The organism is Streptomyces solicamelliae, from assembly GCF_045348655.1.
Taxonomy (GTDB): Bacteria; Actinomycetota; Actinomycetes; order Streptomycetales; family Streptomycetaceae; genus Streptomyces; species Streptomyces solicamelliae.
The window spans coordinates 178,199-192,047 of record NZ_CP160404.1 but is presented as its reverse complement, the minus strand read 5'-3'; the positions used below and the strand labels follow the sequence as shown (position 1 = coordinate 192,047).

The following is a 13,849-nucleotide window of genomic DNA, read 5'->3' as shown; positions in this document are numbered from 1 at the left end:
TTCCGTCGTCCGCCGGCCCCGTAGGCTCGCAGCCCGGCGACACGACATGACAGGAGAGGGACCGGGTATGTGGAAGCGGGCCTTGGACCGGGCCGGCGTCTCCGACGCGCGGCTGCGGCGGGACTTCACGGAGCAGCGCCGGGCCGTACGACGGTACAGGCCGGCCGAGTACGCGGCGGCGCGACTTCTGCTGCCCGAGGCGCTGCTGCCGCATGTCGTCGCCGCCGTCGCCTTCATGCACGAGACGGACGACCGGGTCGACCGCGGTTCCCGGGACGACGGGGACGACCGGGTGGCGGCGTGGGCCGACTGGGACGGTCACGTCCGCAAGGCACTCGACGGAGCCGACCCCGAACTGCCCGTGCTGCGCTGCCTGGTCCACACCACGGAGCACCGTCCCGCGCTGCGCGGGCACGTCGAGGAGTTCCTGCGGGGCTCCGAACGCGAGGCGGAGTGGACGGCGTTCGCGGACGACGCGGAGCTGGCGCGGTACGTACGCGCGTACTCCCTGCCCGCCCTCATGCTCACGGCGGGCCTGATCGCCCCCGAGGACCCGGCGCGCCGGGCGGCGTACACGGACGCCTGCCATCGGCTGATCGCCGGCATGCAGCGCCTGGACTTCCTGGAGGACCTCTCCGAGGATGTACGCGAGGGCCGCCCCGGCATCCCGGCCGACGCCGTCGCCCGCCACGGCGCGGACCTCACCCGCCCCGACGCGGCCCTGGGGCGGCTCGTCGCGGAGCAGGCGGACCGGGCGGCCGCGGAGATGCCGGGCACGGAGGTGCTCGAAGCCGCGGTGGACCCCGAGTACCGCCCCTTCGTCCGCGCCCTCGTCGGCGTGCAGCGGCTCCGGCTGGACGCGGTACGCCGTGCCGGCGCGTCCCTGGCGACGCGTTCGTCGGGGCCCGCGCGGCCTGCGGCGGCAGGCCTGCTGCTCGGCGAGTGGCGAAGCAGGAGACGAGGGCTGCAACGGCCACGCTGACACCGGACGCCCGCCTGGCACATCTCGGTGGCGTCCGGAGCGGAAGTCGGGCAGGCTCGCCCGCATGGTTTCGGTATTGCAGAACGTGGCGATCGACTGTGCGGACGCCTATGAACTGGCCGGTTTCTGGAGCAGTGTGACCGGCCGCCCGCGGGACCCGGAGGCGAAGCCGGGGGACCGGGAGACGCAGGTGCTCCTGGCGGAGGGCCCGATGCTCTACTTCAACGAGGTGCCCGAGCCCAAGAAGTCCAAGAACCGGCTCCATCTCTGCCTGCGCCCCGAGACCTCCCGCGACCAGGAGGTGGAACGCCTCCTGGCCCTCGGCGCGACCTTCGTCGCCGACCACCGGAACCCCGACGGCTCCGGCTGGGCCGTCCTCGCCGACCCCGAGGGCAACGAGTTCTGCGTCCTGCGCAGCGAGTCGGACCGGGCGGCAACGGACTCCTGAAGCCGAAGTGGCCCGCCCAACCGCCTCAACTCCTCGAGGAACGCCCAGTTGACTCCACATTCCCTCGCCTTCTACGTCGACGTGCTCACGTCCGGAACCGTCCTCGGCGCCCAGCCGACGGACAGCCCCGACCAGGTCACCGCGATCCTGGGTGCGGACTACGCCGAGAACTCCTTCGACGACCAGAGCATGTGGCGCGACTACGGCATGGTCGAGTTCTTCTGGTGCAGGGAATCGCGCGACCACCCGTGGGTCGGACACCACTTCTCCCTCCAGGTGCACCGGCTCTCGACTCTCGGTGGAAGCACGGTCAACGGGGCGATCCGCGAGCGCTACGGCCGCTTCGACCGCCACCTCCGCTTCGGCAAACTGGAGCGCCTCCTGGCCAATCGCGGCGTGCACTTGGAAGACGTCCCGGACCCCAACGCCCCGGCCTACACGCTGCACTGGCAACCTGCCTCCCAGGTCTCCGTCCTGACGCGCCGCGCGCACGAGCGGACGAAATACTGGCGCGGCGGCGACCGCCTCGGCGACGTGTACAAGGTCTCGTCGTCGATGACCGCGGACCAGGTGGCCTGGTACAGGTCGCACTACGGCGGTCGGAACGCTAACGACTTGGGGAGCGATAGAGGCGGGTGCTCGGCGGTGACGTGAAGGCGGCCGTGCCATGTTGCCGCTCCTCCAGCACCCCACCCGGTGACAGCCGCGGCCCGAAACTCCCTGGATCGTCCGACCCGTCTCGGCCATGATCCTCACGTGACCACCTACCTCGAGTCCGAGCGCCTGACCCTCCGCCACTTCGCCGCCGCCGACGCGGACCTGCTGATCGAGCTGGACAGCGACCCGGCGGTGATGCGCTACCTGACCGGCGGCGCTCCGACCCCGCCGGAGGAGGTCCGCGACCTCGCCATCCCCAGCATCCTCGCCGGCTACGAGCGCTGGGATCACGACCTCGGCCTGTTCGCCGCGCACGAGAAGGACGGCGGCGCGTTCGTCGGCTGGTTCTGCCTGCGTCCGCTGCGCAGCGGCCCGCGTGAGGAGGCCGAACTCGGCTACCGCCTGCGCCAGGCGGCCTGGGGCCGGGGCTACGCCACCGAGGTCTCGCAGGCGCTGCTGGCGAAGGGGTTCGCCGAGCTCGGCATCCGCATGGTCTGGGCCGAGACGATGACCGTGAACCGCCCTTCGCGCAACGTCATGGAGAAGCTCGGGATGACGCTCGCGGAGAGTATCCCCACCCCGGACGACATGATGGCGGTCGAGGGTTCCGAACACGGGGGTGTGCGGTACGAGATCACGAAGGAGCAGTGGGAGCGGCGGCAGGCGTAGGCGGTGAGGCGCGGCGCCCGTAGATGTGAGGTCATCAGCCTGCGCGGCCTTGTCTCATCGTGCCCTATCGGGCATATCCCGACAGCATTCTGCCGAACTCGTCGCTGAGCTCGTCCCGGCAGGGGAGGCGCAGCAGGAGTCTGCGCTGCGGGTGCGGCGCGGCGGCGATCGCCGCCGCGAGGCCGGTGCCGGCCCGAAGCATCGGCTGGTGTTCGTCGACCGGGTGCCGGTCACGCTCGCGCACTTGCGACACGATCCTCCGCACTCGGCCCTGGCTGTGCTGTGAGGAGTGGACCGCTCCATCATCAAACCCTGGCAGTAATCGTCATCGGATCTGATGGGATTCGAGTCGCCGCGGACCCCCGGATTGCACGGGTCCATTGGACGCGTCGCCCGCCTGTCGTCAAAGGATCGCTTGACGACAGGCGCATGCCCCAGGGATGTCTCGCCTGTCTTCCGTGTCGCCACTGTCCGGTGGTAGGCGACCAGGTGCGAGGGAATCGTCCGCCGCATCCAGAAGGACATCCCCCGAGGGGCGCAGCCCGCTGTAGACCGTGGGCAGGGTTCTGGCTGCTTCGGCCGCCCCGATTCGCATCGCTGATCGCGGCGGGTGCGCCGCGCTACGAAACGACCCGCGAGGTGGGTGGCTGGGGCCCGGCCGGGTGTCCGTCTGTGTATGCACTGTCGGAGTGTTCGACGAGTCTCTGGATGCCGTCGAGGAGGCAGGTGAGGCCGAAGGCGAGGGGGTCGTCGTCGGTGCGGGCGAAGCCGCCTTCGGCGAGGACGCGGGTGACGGCGGGGAACCGGTCGGCGTGCTCGGTCAGTTGGCGGGCGGTGAGGCGGTCCCACTCCCTGTCGGCCGCCTCGTTCCGGTCGAGCGCCTGCTGGGTGAGGTTGCGGACCAGGCTCAGGACGAGGAGGGCGGCGTCGTGGCGGCGGCGGGCGTCGAACCCGGTCGGTTCGAGGGCGGCGAGGGCCACGTCCAGCCAGGCCACCTGGTGCGGCCCCATGGCCTGTCGCCGGAGGCCCGTCGCGGTCAGGATCCAGGGGTGGGCGCGGTAGACGTCCCAGCAGGCCCGGGCCCAGGCTTCAAGGCGGGGGCGCCAGCCGCCGGGGATGCGGCCGAGGTCGGGCGGGGTGCCGAGCACGGTGTCGACCATCAGGTCGACGAGGTCGGGCTTGCCGGGGACGTAGCGGTAGAGGGCCATCGTGGTGACCCCGAGCAGCTCGGCCACCCGCTGCATCGACAGGGCCTCCAGCCCCTCGGCATCGGCGAGTTCGATGCCCCGGCGGGCCACGTCGACGGGGGTGAACTTCGGTTTCGGCCCCCGCCGGGGGCGGCCGTCGGCCCCGCCCCACAACAGCGCGAGGCTGGCGCCCGGGTCCCGCTTGCTCTCCTTGTTCGCCGGCACGGTACCGGTCTCCTTCCCGCGGTCAGGTCGCGAAGGGGTGCCAACAGATAGCGGAGGTTGTCTCCCACCCAGCAACTGTGTATAACATACACAACAATTAACAGCGTATCACGTACACAGTTTTTAGGGGTGTTCATGCTTGTCACTGTCATCACCGCAGCCTGTGCCACCATCGCCGCCTCTGCGGCCACTCTCCTCTCGCACCGCGCGATCGTCCGCTCGGGGAACTCCCGCCGCCTGCGCATCACCGGCCCCCACGGCGTCGACGAGCAGTACTTCACCCGCATCGGCGGCCTCGACCAGTGGCTCTCCGTCCGGGGCGAGGACCGCGCCCACCCGGTCGTGGTGGAACTACACGGCGGCCCCGGCTCCTCCAACGCGATCCTCGCCAATGTCTCCCGCGACTGGGAGCGGCACGTCACCCTCGTGCGCTGGGACATGCGCGGCACCGGCAAGACCCTGCGCCGCTCCGGCGCCGCCGCCCAGGGCGAGATGACGTTCGACCGGCTCGTGCGGGACGCCGTGGAGGTCGTCGAGCACGTACGGGAACGCCTCGGCGCGGACCGGGTCGTCCTGCTGGGCTGCTCCTTCGGCAGCGCCGTCGCGCTGCGCGTCGCCCGCAGCCGCCCCGACCTCGTCGGCGCGTACGTCGGGACCGACCAGAAGGTCTTCGACGGCGGCCGGGACACCTCCGACTACGACGCCGCGCTGGAGCGGCTGGAGAAGGCGGGCAAGAAGAAGGAGGCGGCGGCCGTACGGGAGATGGGACCGGACCAGCGGGCCTGGAGCGCCGAACAGTTCAGCCACTTCAGCCGCTTCGCCTCCGCCACCGACCCGCACACCTTCGCCGCGATGAAGTCCGTGGTGATGAAGTCGCTGTGGTTCTCGCCGCTGCACTCCCTGCGCGAGATCGTCACCTTCTTCAAGGGCTTCATGGCCTCCGCCGCCGTGCTGCCGGACACCGCCTCCTTCGACGACCGGGCCGACGGCACCCGCTTCGGCGTGCCGTTCTTCGTCGTCCAGGGCGCCTGCGACCTCGTGAACACGCCCGCCCGCGCCCGCGCCTTCTTCGACGAGGTCCAGGCGCCCGTCAAGGAGTTCACCCTGATCGAGGGCGCCGGCCACTTCGCCGCCTACCGGCACCCCGGGGTCTTCCTCGATGTCCTGCGGACCCGCGTCCTGCCCGCCCTCGCCGGCAGCCGATAGGGCCGTGTTCTGCACAGCGAGGTGCCCGAGCATGCCGGCGCGCGGCTGGCGATCCCGAGGGGTCCGGCGAGGAGGGCGGCGGCCCTACCGGGCCCCGCACAGGGCCCAGCCGGAATGTGGGGGCGGCGGCATGTCCACCCGCCGGGCGGGGCCTCAACGGAAGACCTCGCGCACGGACGGCAGATTCCGGCGGTCCGCGAAACCCCCTTGCGTAATGGTCAAGAAACGTTGACCATTGGGACCATGCCTACCGACGATCTCCCCGAGACGTTTCACGTCACCACGGACGAGCAGCTGCGTGCCGTCTCCAACCTCACGCGCCACCGGATCATGGCCGTGCTCCGCTTCGAGCCCGCGACGATCACCCAGATCGCCGAGCGGGTCGGCCTCGCGAAGGGGAGCTCCAGCTACCACGTGCGTCTCCTCGAACGGGCCGGCCTGGTGAAGGTGGTGCGCACGCGCAAGGTGCGCGGGGTCACCGAGCGGTACTACGCCATGGCCGCACGCTCGATCGCGCTGCCGGACCCGGGCGAGGGAGGCCCCGACGTGCTGATGCGGCACGCGGTGGCGGACCTGGAGGCATCGCCCGCGGACGGCGAGCGGCACGTACGGATGGCACATCTGCGGCTCACCGAGGAGCAGTTCACGGAACTGGGGGCGCGGTTGCAGGCACTGGCGGACGAGTACCGGGAACTGTCCGACCCGTCGCTGCCGGACGCGTCGCTCGTCTTCGCCCTGTTCCACCCTGCACAGGGCAAGCAGACCGAAGGGGGCACCAAGTGACGAACGCCGAAAAGCTGCCGGCCGGGTTCGGACGGCTGTGGACCGCGCAGACGGTCTCCTCACTCGGCGACGGGATCACTCACGCCGCCCTGCCGCTGATCGCGCTGACACTGACGCGGGACCCGATGGCGCTCGCTGTCGTCACGGCCGCGGGGACACTGCCGTGGCTGCTGTTCGGGGTGCTCGGCGGTGCGCTGGTGGACCGCTGGGACCGCCGGCGCACGATGTGGGTCGCGGACGCGGCCCGTGCGGCACTGCTCGCGATACCGGCGGCGGCGGCCGTGCTCGACATGCTGACCATTCCGCTGCTCGCGGCCGTCGCCTTCCTGCTCGGCCTCGGAGGACTCTTCTTCGACACCGCCGCCACGGCCTATCTTCCCGATCTCCTCCACCGCGACCCCGCACTCCTGGAGCGCGCCAACTCCCGCCTGCGCGGCGCCCAGACCGCCATGTCCGGATTCGCGGGACCGCCCGCGGGCAGCGCCCTGCTCGCGCTCGGACGATCGGTTCCCCTGCTCGCCGACGCAGTGTCGTTCGCGCTCTCCGCACTGCTCGTACGGACGCTGCCCGCCGTGCCCCGGCCCGCGACAGAGGCCCGCGAGTCGCTGCTGCGGCAGGCACGAGCCGGGGCCTCGTACGTCTTCCGGGACCGGCTGCTGCTCGGCCTCGCGCTGCGCCCGGCGGTCGGGAACATCGCCTTCCTCGCCGTGGAGACCGTCCTCGCCCTCTTCGCCCGCGAGCGCCTCGGCATCGGCACCTTCGGCTTCGGCCTGCTCCTCACGGCGGAGGCCACCGGCGGCCTGCTCGGCGCGGGCATCGCCTCCTTCCTCGGCCGACGCCTCGGCACCGGCACCGCACTGACCTGCACGGCCGCAGCCGAAGGGCTCGCCATCCTAGGACTCGCCGCCGCCCCGAACCCGTACCTGGCCGGGCTCGCGCTCGCCGTCTGCGGAGCAGGCATGGGCGCCACAATGGTGCTCGGACCCTCCCTGCGCCAAGCGATCGTCCCCGCCCACCTCATGGGCCGGGTCGCCTCCACCTCCCGCATGCTCGCCATGTGCGCCGCCCCCCTCGGCGCCTTCCTCGGCGGCTGGCTGGCCACCGCCTACGACGTACGCACCCCGCTCTACGCCGCCGCGGGCCTCCTCCTGACCATGACCGCCATCACGGCGACCATGACCAGCAACCGCCGGGTCGAAGCGGCGCTGCGTGCCGCCACCCCGACCGCCGTTCCAGACACCTCAGGGTTCTAACGCGTCAAGTCCTCGTCGGTGAGTCCGGGGTTTCCCCAGCGATTCCAGAGCGTGCGATGCCAGACGTCGGCGTCGGGCCCCGGGCGTGTCACGGCCGGCAGCGGGCCTGGGCTGGTCTCGATCAGGTGCAGCAGCGACCAGGCGACGCCATAGCAGTCGTCGGGGCCGAAGCAGCCAGCCAGGGCCTGCGCCTCGTCGGGTGTGACTGGCGCGGAGATGGCGTCGATTTGCCGACCTCGGCGGTCGACGAGCTCCTCGTCGTCGGTGTCCCAGTCGGGGAGAGGGCCGTCGGCGACGAAAGCCTGAACTTCGGGTCTCATCCTTGAATGATCGACTGCCGTGGGTGAACTGAGCAAGATAACTGCAGGTCAAGCGGCTGCCATCTCCGCCGTTGAAGGGGGTGCGGGGAAGGCAGCCTGCTCGTCGAACTGTTCGCCGCGCTGCAGGCAGTGGTAGAGCTGGCCGATCATGCGGTTGAAGAGGTTGCGCTGGGCGGCGGCATGCCAGTCTCCGTGGTCGCGGCGGCGCCGGTAGTGGGCCTTGGCGCCGGGTGAGGCCGTGAGCGAGGCGAAGGCCCAGAGGTAGCCGGCGTGGTTGAGGCGGTCGTTCTTGACCCAGCGGCGGGTGATGGACGACTTCTTTCCGGAGGCTCTGGTGATGGGCGAGGCGCCGGCGTATGCCTTCAGGCCGCGGGCGTCGGCGAACCGCTGCCGGTCGTCTCCGACCTCGGCGAGCACCCGGGCGCCGAGCTGGAGGCCGAGGCCGGGAAAGCTGAGGATGATCTCAGCGTCCGGGTGCTGAGGGAAGGACTCTTCCACGGCGTTGGCGAGCTGGTCGGCGGCCGTGCAGGCCGCATCAAGCTGCGTCAGGAGGGCGAGCGTCTGCTTGCCCAGCGCCTCCTCGACCAGCGGTGGCTGATGAGCCCACTCGGACCGGAAGACCTCACGCAGCCGTTCGACTTCGGCCTCGATGCCGCGCTGGCGGCCCGCGCGCTTGAGGACGGCCTGGAGCTGGGTGCGGGTGAGCCGTGCAGCACGGGTCGGAGTCGGGGCTGTCCGGAGGAGTTCGCGGGCCTCGGACCGGCACAGACCGTTCTTCCAGCCGTCCGCTGCTGCCAGGGCTGCGGGGTAGTACTCGCGCAGCAGTGAGCGGAGCTGGTTGGAGATCTGCTGGCGGTTCCAGGTGGCATCCTGCTGAGCTCGGGCGAGGACGGCAACGGCCCGGGCCAGGTCGGAGTCGTTGGGCAGGGGCCGGTGGGCGTGCATGTCGGTGCGGAGGATGTTTGCCAGGACCAGCGCGTCGCCGGGGTCGGACTTCTTGCGGGAGACGGAGTGCCGGTCTCGGTAGCGGGCGGCTGCCATCGGGTTGATCGCGAAGACCTGCCGCTTGCCGGTCCGCAGCACGGCAACGAGCAGGCCGCGGGACGTCTCGATCGCGACCGGGATCGGGTCCTCGGCAGTGTCGCCGTACTCGGCGAGCAGGTCCAGCAGGATCTTGTAGCCGTTGGCGTCGTCGGTGATGTGGCGTTTGGCCAGGAGCTGGCCGGTGTCGTCGACGAGGGCGACGTCGTGTGTCCTCTCCGCCCAGTCGATGCCGCAGTAGATCAAGGTCCCTCCCGGTACTGCTGTGTATTTGTGCTGGTCACGAGCTCGTGCGGAACCACGCAGCGACCTAATCCCAGGACTCGACGCGAGGGCCGGTCCGCCACCTCAGTAGCTGTTCGTGGCACCAGCTCACCCCACGGGCCTCGGTCTATCTGGGAGCTCTGCGGCTCGGCAGCATCGAGAAGTCACCGCACGGTGGGCTCGCACCACCAACTCCAACGAGCGATCAAGTGGCAAGTGTTGACGCCCCTGCGGTGGCGGTCAGGGAGGTGCCGAGACGCGCTCGGTCTGGCACAAGGTCTCGGGACCCGATCACACGAAGTCGTCCACTCGGCACCCGCCTGGACGCCACCACCATGAACACCACAGCCCTCGCGCCACTCTCTGACGAGGCCTGAGGGCCAGGTTCTTGATAGGCATCACGGGCCTTGGTGCTCGAACAGGCCCGGGAGCACTCGGCTCCCCAATCCCGCTCTTAAGACGGGATTAGATCACCCGGCCCTCAAGGGACCCGCCCAGGAGAGCGCACCCGACGTGCTGTGACGCCTGCTGCGAAAGCGTCACGACGACCCGGTGTCCAAGAAGTTCGGTTCCGGGGCTCACCAGGTGCCTGCCAGCGGTGAACATCTACTGGGCCGGTGAGGGCCAGGCGGGTGGCTGCATGGCCGAAGTGGAGTTCCTCGGCGAGTACGACGAAGGGGTGCAGCTACGGGAAGGGAACTTCGGGGCGGTCCATATGCCTAGAGGTATCAGCCCATGCCTGTGGCTGTATTAGACGTATCCATGCTGGTCACCTAGCGTTCGGCACATGACAGAGCGACGCGCGATCCTCAGCGGCTCGACCTTCGAGGATCAGATCGGCTATGCCCGTGCCGTGGTTGACGGCGACTGGGTGCACGTGTCCGGGACGACCGGCTTCGACTACACCGACATGACGATCTCCGACGATGTGGTGGAGCAGGCCGAACAGTGCCTGCGCAACATCGAGGCCGCGCTGACCGAGGCCAAGTGCACCTTCGGCGACGTGGTGCGGGTGCGCTACCTGCTCCCCGACCGAGAGGACTTCGAGCCCTGTTGGCCGGTCCTGCGCCGCTGCTTCGGCGACGTCCGACCGGCCGCCACGATGCTCGTCTGCGGCCTCGCCGACCCCCGCATGAAGATCGAGATAGAGGTGTACGCGCGCCGGTCCACCGCGTGACGGCCCGATCCGCGCCGGGGGGGGGAACGGGTGGGGCCGGCCGGTACGCGGCCGGCCGGGCAGGTCCTAGTCGTCGAAGGAGCCGTGCCGGCCCGCGCCGCCGGTGAAGCGGGCGGCGCCGGTGAGGGTTTCGCCGGTGGTCAGGGGGACCATGCCGTGGCGGAGTTCGGTGGCGAGTGCCTCGGGTTCGGGGAGACCGTGCTGGGCCAGGAGCGAGAGGCGGTCGTGGCGCAGGCAGAGTTGGGGGAACGCGGCGATCTCCCGGGCGAGTTCCTCCGCCGCCTGCCGGGACCGGCCCGGCGGGACGACGCGGTTGGCGAGGCCGATCGCCTGTGCTTCCGCGGCGGCGACGGGACGGCCGGTGAGGATCAGGTCCATCGCGCGGCTCTCGCCGATCAGCCTGGGGAGCCGGACGGTGCCGCCGTCGATGAGGGGGACGCCCCAGCGCCGGCAGAACACCCCGAGGACCGCGTCCTCCTCGACCACCCGCAGGTCGCACCAGAGCGCGAGCTCCAGCCCGCCCGCCACCGCGTGGCCCGCGATCGCGGCGATGACGGGCTTCGTCAGCCGCATCCGGGTCGGGCCCATCGGCCCGTCGCCGCCCGGCTCGACGCGGTTGCCTCGCTCCGTGCCGATGGCCTTCAGGTCGGCGCCCGCGCAGAACGTGCCGCCCTCGCCCCACAACACCGCGACCGACGCCGACTCATCGGCCTCGAACTCCCGGAACGCATCCGCCAGTTGCCGCGCCGTCGGCCCGTCGACGGCATTGCGGGCAGCGGGTCGCGACAGCACCACGGTCGTCACAGGGCCGTCCCGCTCGACGCGGACGGCGGGGGAGCCCTGCTCTGCCGGTGTCACTGGGGTGTCGGTCATTCCGGCATTCTCACGCGCCCGCCGCGTTGCGGGCGAGAGGAATTGAGATCGGGCCTCAACGGCTGCCCGAATCACCGTCGTACGCAGTGGCGGCGGGGGCTTCGGCGGACCCTCCGCCGTTGCCCGACCCCCGGCTCCGCAGGGCACGGGATCGGCGTTCTCCTGGCCTGTCACGGCCTCGGGAAACTGGCACTGACCTGGTGTTTTCCCGCTGCCCGCCTAGGGTGGGGGAGTACTGCCGGACACCGCCCGAGGGGGACTCCGTGAGCGACAATCCCGTGACGTACGACGCCGCACGCATCGAAGTGCTGGAAGGGAGGGAAGCCGTCCGGAAGCGACCCGGGATGTACGTCGGATCGACGGGGGAGCGCGGGCTGCACCATCTGGTGTTCGACGTCGTCGACCCGGCCGTGGCCGATGTCCTGGCCGGCCGCGCGAGCCGTGTCGACGTCGTCCTGCTGCCCGACGGCGGCGTGCGCGTCTCCGACGACGGGCCGGGCGAGGAGGCTTCCCTCGAGGACCGGCTGAAGCGCCTGCACGTCGGGCCGGATCCTGTCGGTCGCCTCAGTGCGCCGGTGAGCATGTTCAGCGGAGGACTGTTCGTCGCCAACGTGCTGTCGCGCCGCTTCATCGCCGAGGTCCGGCGGGACGGAGCGTGCCGGGTCCAGGAGTACGAGCGTGGCGTCGCGCGCGGCCCGTTCACGGCGACGTCCCGTCCGGTGACCGGAACCGGGACCACTCTCGCCTCCTGGCCCGACCTCGACGTGTTCGAGACGGTGGAGTGCTCGTACGACAGGCTGGCCGAGCGCTTCCGGGAACTCGCCTATCTGCACAGGGGCCTGGAGATCACGCTGACCGACGAACGGCCCGCCGCATCCGCACCGCACCAGGAGCGCTTCCGTTCCGACAACGGCCTGCGCGACCTCGTGGCTGACCTCGACGCCCGTCTCGACGCGCCTGCGGACATCATCGGTTTCGCGTGGGCGGACCCGCGCATGGAGGGAACGGCGGAAGTGGCGCTGCGCTGGTCCGGCGCCCACGTCGAACGGCTGGTGTCCTTCGCCAACAGCCGCCTTACCCAGGAGGGAGGCACGCATGTGGTGGGACTCCATGAAGGAATCGCCGCCGCGGTCGACGCGTACGCGCGCGAGCGCGGCCTGCCCGCCCCTGCCGGCGACAGGCTCGGCGAAGGCTTGACGGCCGTTGTGGCCGTCGCGCTCGATCACCCCGAGTACGAGGGATGCACCCGCACCAGGCTCGCCAACCCCGCCGTCCGCGCCGGCGTGGCGGAAGCCGTGCAGGAACACCTCGGCGCCCGGCTGAAGGCGGACCCCGATCGCGCCGACGCCCTCATCCGCCGGATCGCGACCGGCTCGTCAGGGACGTGACACGGCGCCGGCGCTCCTGGCGGGCCCGGGTGTTGCGGTCCAGCTCCTCCATCAGGCGCCGGCCGCGGTGATCGGGGTCCAGCTCGTCCAGTACACGGTCGATGTCGGCGACCAGGGCCCCGTACAGCTGCCACAGCTCGGGCGCGTGGCGGGCGTCCTCCCGCAGGAGGCCCGCCGCGCGGTCGCGGGCGGACCGCGTCGACGCCAGGTCGCTGATGAGCCGGCTCTCCGCCCGCTCCGCTCCGTCGCTCGCGTTCGAGGTGACGAGCACCCCGAAACTCACCAGCGCGTCCCCGAGGCCGCGTAGCGCCTCCTCCACCGCCGCCCCCGTGTCCCGGCGGAACAGCGCCGCGCCCCGCCGGTGCTTGGCGAGGTCCGTCAGCGTCCGGGCGAGGACACGCAGGACGACGGCCGAGATCTCCAGCGTGTCGAGCCCGGTCCGCAGCACGATCCGGTGCAGCAGCCCCTCCTTCACCCGGGGGTTGAGCCGCAGGCTGTCCTCCGCCTGCCGCAGCGCCGCGTCGACGTCCGCCACGTCGTTGTCGAGCCGACGCGCCTCGTGGAGCCGGGCGGCGGCCCGCTCGAAGGGTTCGGAGGACGGGACGGACCCGTCGCCGGGCTCCGGCTCCGACGGGGCCGTCAGCTCGTCCCCGATGTCCAGCAGCAGCCGCCGCATCTGCCGGGCCAGGTCCACGATCGAGTCGCCGGCCGTGTCCACCCAGACGGGCGGCACGAGCACCACGTTGAACAGCAGCCCCACCACCGCGCCGATCAGGGTCTCCAGCACCCGGTCCCACGCGGTGTCCGCGACCTGCGTGACGCCGAGCACCAGCATGGCGCTGATCGCCACCTCCGGAACGAATTCCTCCACCCGTACGAACCGCCCCACCACGAGCGACGCCAGGATCACCAGCGCGAGGCTCCACCACGTCAGCCCGACGAGCACGCTGAACGCGATCGCGATCAGCACGCCCACGACGACCGAGTTCACCCGCCGCAGGCTCGTCTTGAGCGTCGAGTACAGCGTCACCTGCACCACGAGCAGTGCGGTGAGCGGCGCGGTCAGCGGGGCGGGCTCGGAGCTGAGGCCGAGCGCGACGACGTACGAAATCGTCGCCGCGGCGGTCGAACGCACGGTCTGCACCACCGACGGGTCCCGCCGCCACCGCTCCCAGAGCCGGGCCGGGGAGAACGAGGCGGCGGAGCGCTGCGACATGGGGACGACTCCTCCTCCGACGGAGCGGCGGGCGACGCGCGGCCGAGGGCCGCGCACCCGCACACGTCTTCCCGTCGCGTCCGCCGTCGAATCCCGCTGCTCCGCCATCGCCCGGACTGGCGCACACCGGTGGTGTGCGGTGGTGAGGATTGGTTCATCA

The 13,849-nt window shown here is 71.2% G+C and carries 15 protein-coding genes; 9 read left to right on the top strand and 6 right to left on the bottom strand.

All coding sequences use genetic code 11. The features are described from left to right. Window positions 1-67: 67 nt before the first annotated feature. From ABZO31_RS00935 to ABZO31_RS00920, 4 genes are all read left to right on the top strand, one after another. Entirely contained in the window at window positions 68-982 is a 915-nt protein-coding gene (locus ABZO31_RS00935; protein WP_406858872.1) for a squalene/phytoene synthase family protein, read from the top strand. A gap of 64 nt (window positions 983-1,046) precedes the next feature. Beyond that, a complete protein-coding gene (locus ABZO31_RS00930; RefSeq protein WP_406858871.1) occupies window positions 1,047-1,430 on the top strand; it encodes a VOC family protein in 384 nt (127 codons plus the stop codon). A 48-nt stretch (window positions 1,431-1,478) separates the two neighbouring features. Further along, the gene (locus ABZO31_RS00925; protein ID WP_406858870.1) at window positions 1,479-2,084 is read left to right on the top strand and encodes a hypothetical protein; all 606 of its coding nucleotides are present in this window, start codon (window positions 1,479-1,481) and stop codon (window positions 2,082-2,084) included. 102 nt (window positions 2,085-2,186) lie between these two features. Further along, a complete protein-coding gene (locus tag ABZO31_RS00920; RefSeq protein ID WP_406858869.1) occupies window positions 2,187-2,756 on the top strand; it encodes a GNAT family N-acetyltransferase in 570 nt (189 codons plus the stop codon). A 64-nt stretch (window positions 2,757-2,820) separates the two neighbouring features. Here the strand turns inward: ABZO31_RS00920 and ABZO31_RS00915 are convergent, their stop codons facing one another. Beyond that, window positions 2,821-3,000 carry a hypothetical protein gene (locus tag ABZO31_RS00915; RefSeq protein ID WP_406858868.1) on the bottom strand — a complete coding sequence of 60 codons (180 nt, stop codon included), beginning with the start codon at window positions 2,998-3,000 and terminating at the stop codon, window positions 2,821-2,823. 376 nt (window positions 3,001-3,376) lie between these two features. Further along, window positions 3,377-4,168 (bottom strand): TetR/AcrR family transcriptional regulator, encoded by a 792-nt coding sequence (locus ABZO31_RS00910; RefSeq protein WP_406858867.1) that lies wholly within the window; start codon window positions 4,166-4,168, stop codon window positions 3,377-3,379. 135 nt (window positions 4,169-4,303) lie between these two features. On the opposite strand from ABZO31_RS00910, the gene ABZO31_RS00905 reads away from it, so the two are divergent. From ABZO31_RS00905 to ABZO31_RS00895, 3 genes are all read left to right on the top strand, one after another. After that, window positions 4,304-5,374: an alpha/beta fold hydrolase gene (locus ABZO31_RS00905; protein ID WP_406858866.1), complete on the top strand. Its 1,071-nt coding sequence runs from the start codon at window positions 4,304-4,306 to the stop codon at window positions 5,372-5,374. Window positions 5,375-5,617: 243 nt separating this feature from the next. Then, window positions 5,618-6,157: an ArsR/SmtB family transcription factor gene (locus tag ABZO31_RS00900; protein ID WP_406858865.1), complete on the top strand. Its 540-nt coding sequence runs from the start codon at window positions 5,618-5,620 to the stop codon at window positions 6,155-6,157. A 14-nt stretch (window positions 6,158-6,171) separates the two neighbouring features. Beyond that, the gene (locus ABZO31_RS00895) at window positions 6,172-7,410 is read left to right on the top strand and encodes an MFS transporter (protein ID WP_406865225.1); all 1,239 of its coding nucleotides are present in this window, start codon (window positions 6,172-6,174) and stop codon (window positions 7,408-7,410) included. On the opposite strand, the gene ABZO31_RS00890 is transcribed toward ABZO31_RS00895, so the two are convergent. Together ABZO31_RS00890 and ABZO31_RS00885 are read right to left on the bottom strand one after the other, a co-directional pair. Next, window positions 7,407-7,730 carry a hypothetical protein gene (locus ABZO31_RS00890; protein ID WP_406858864.1) on the bottom strand — a complete coding sequence of 108 codons (324 nt, stop codon included), beginning with the start codon at window positions 7,728-7,730 and terminating at the stop codon, window positions 7,407-7,409. The genes ABZO31_RS00895 and ABZO31_RS00890 overlap by 4 nt on opposite strands. A 48-nt stretch (window positions 7,731-7,778) precedes the next feature. Then, window positions 7,779-9,017, bottom strand: coding sequence for an IS110 family transposase (locus ABZO31_RS00885; protein ID WP_406858863.1), 1,239 nt, complete (start codon window positions 9,015-9,017; stop codon window positions 7,779-7,781). 805 nt (window positions 9,018-9,822) lie between these two features. Here ABZO31_RS00885 and ABZO31_RS00880 point away from each other — a divergent pair. Further along, window positions 9,823-10,212, top strand: a complete 390-nt coding sequence (locus ABZO31_RS00880) for a RidA family protein (RefSeq protein ID WP_406858862.1) — start codon at window positions 9,823-9,825, stop codon at window positions 10,210-10,212. 66 nt (window positions 10,213-10,278) lie between these two features. On the opposite strand, the gene ABZO31_RS00875 is transcribed toward ABZO31_RS00880, so the two are convergent. Then, window positions 10,279-11,085 carry a crotonase/enoyl-CoA hydratase family protein gene (locus tag ABZO31_RS00875; protein WP_406858861.1) on the bottom strand — a complete coding sequence of 269 codons (807 nt, stop codon included), beginning with the start codon at window positions 11,083-11,085 and terminating at the stop codon, window positions 10,279-10,281. A gap of 278 nt (window positions 11,086-11,363) precedes the next feature. Between ABZO31_RS00875 and ABZO31_RS00870 the strand changes: the two genes are divergently transcribed. Then, window positions 11,364-12,473, top strand: coding sequence for a DNA gyrase subunit B (locus ABZO31_RS00870; protein WP_406858860.1), 1,110 nt, complete (start codon window positions 11,364-11,366; stop codon window positions 12,471-12,473). Here the strand turns inward: ABZO31_RS00870 and ABZO31_RS00865 are convergent. Then, the gene (locus ABZO31_RS00865) at window positions 12,436-13,689 is read right to left on the bottom strand and encodes an FUSC family protein (RefSeq protein WP_406858859.1); all 1,254 of its coding nucleotides are present in this window, start codon (window positions 13,687-13,689) and stop codon (window positions 12,436-12,438) included. The two genes, ABZO31_RS00870 and ABZO31_RS00865, sit on opposite strands and share 38 nt — an antisense overlap. Window positions 13,690-13,849: the final 160 nt, after the last annotated feature.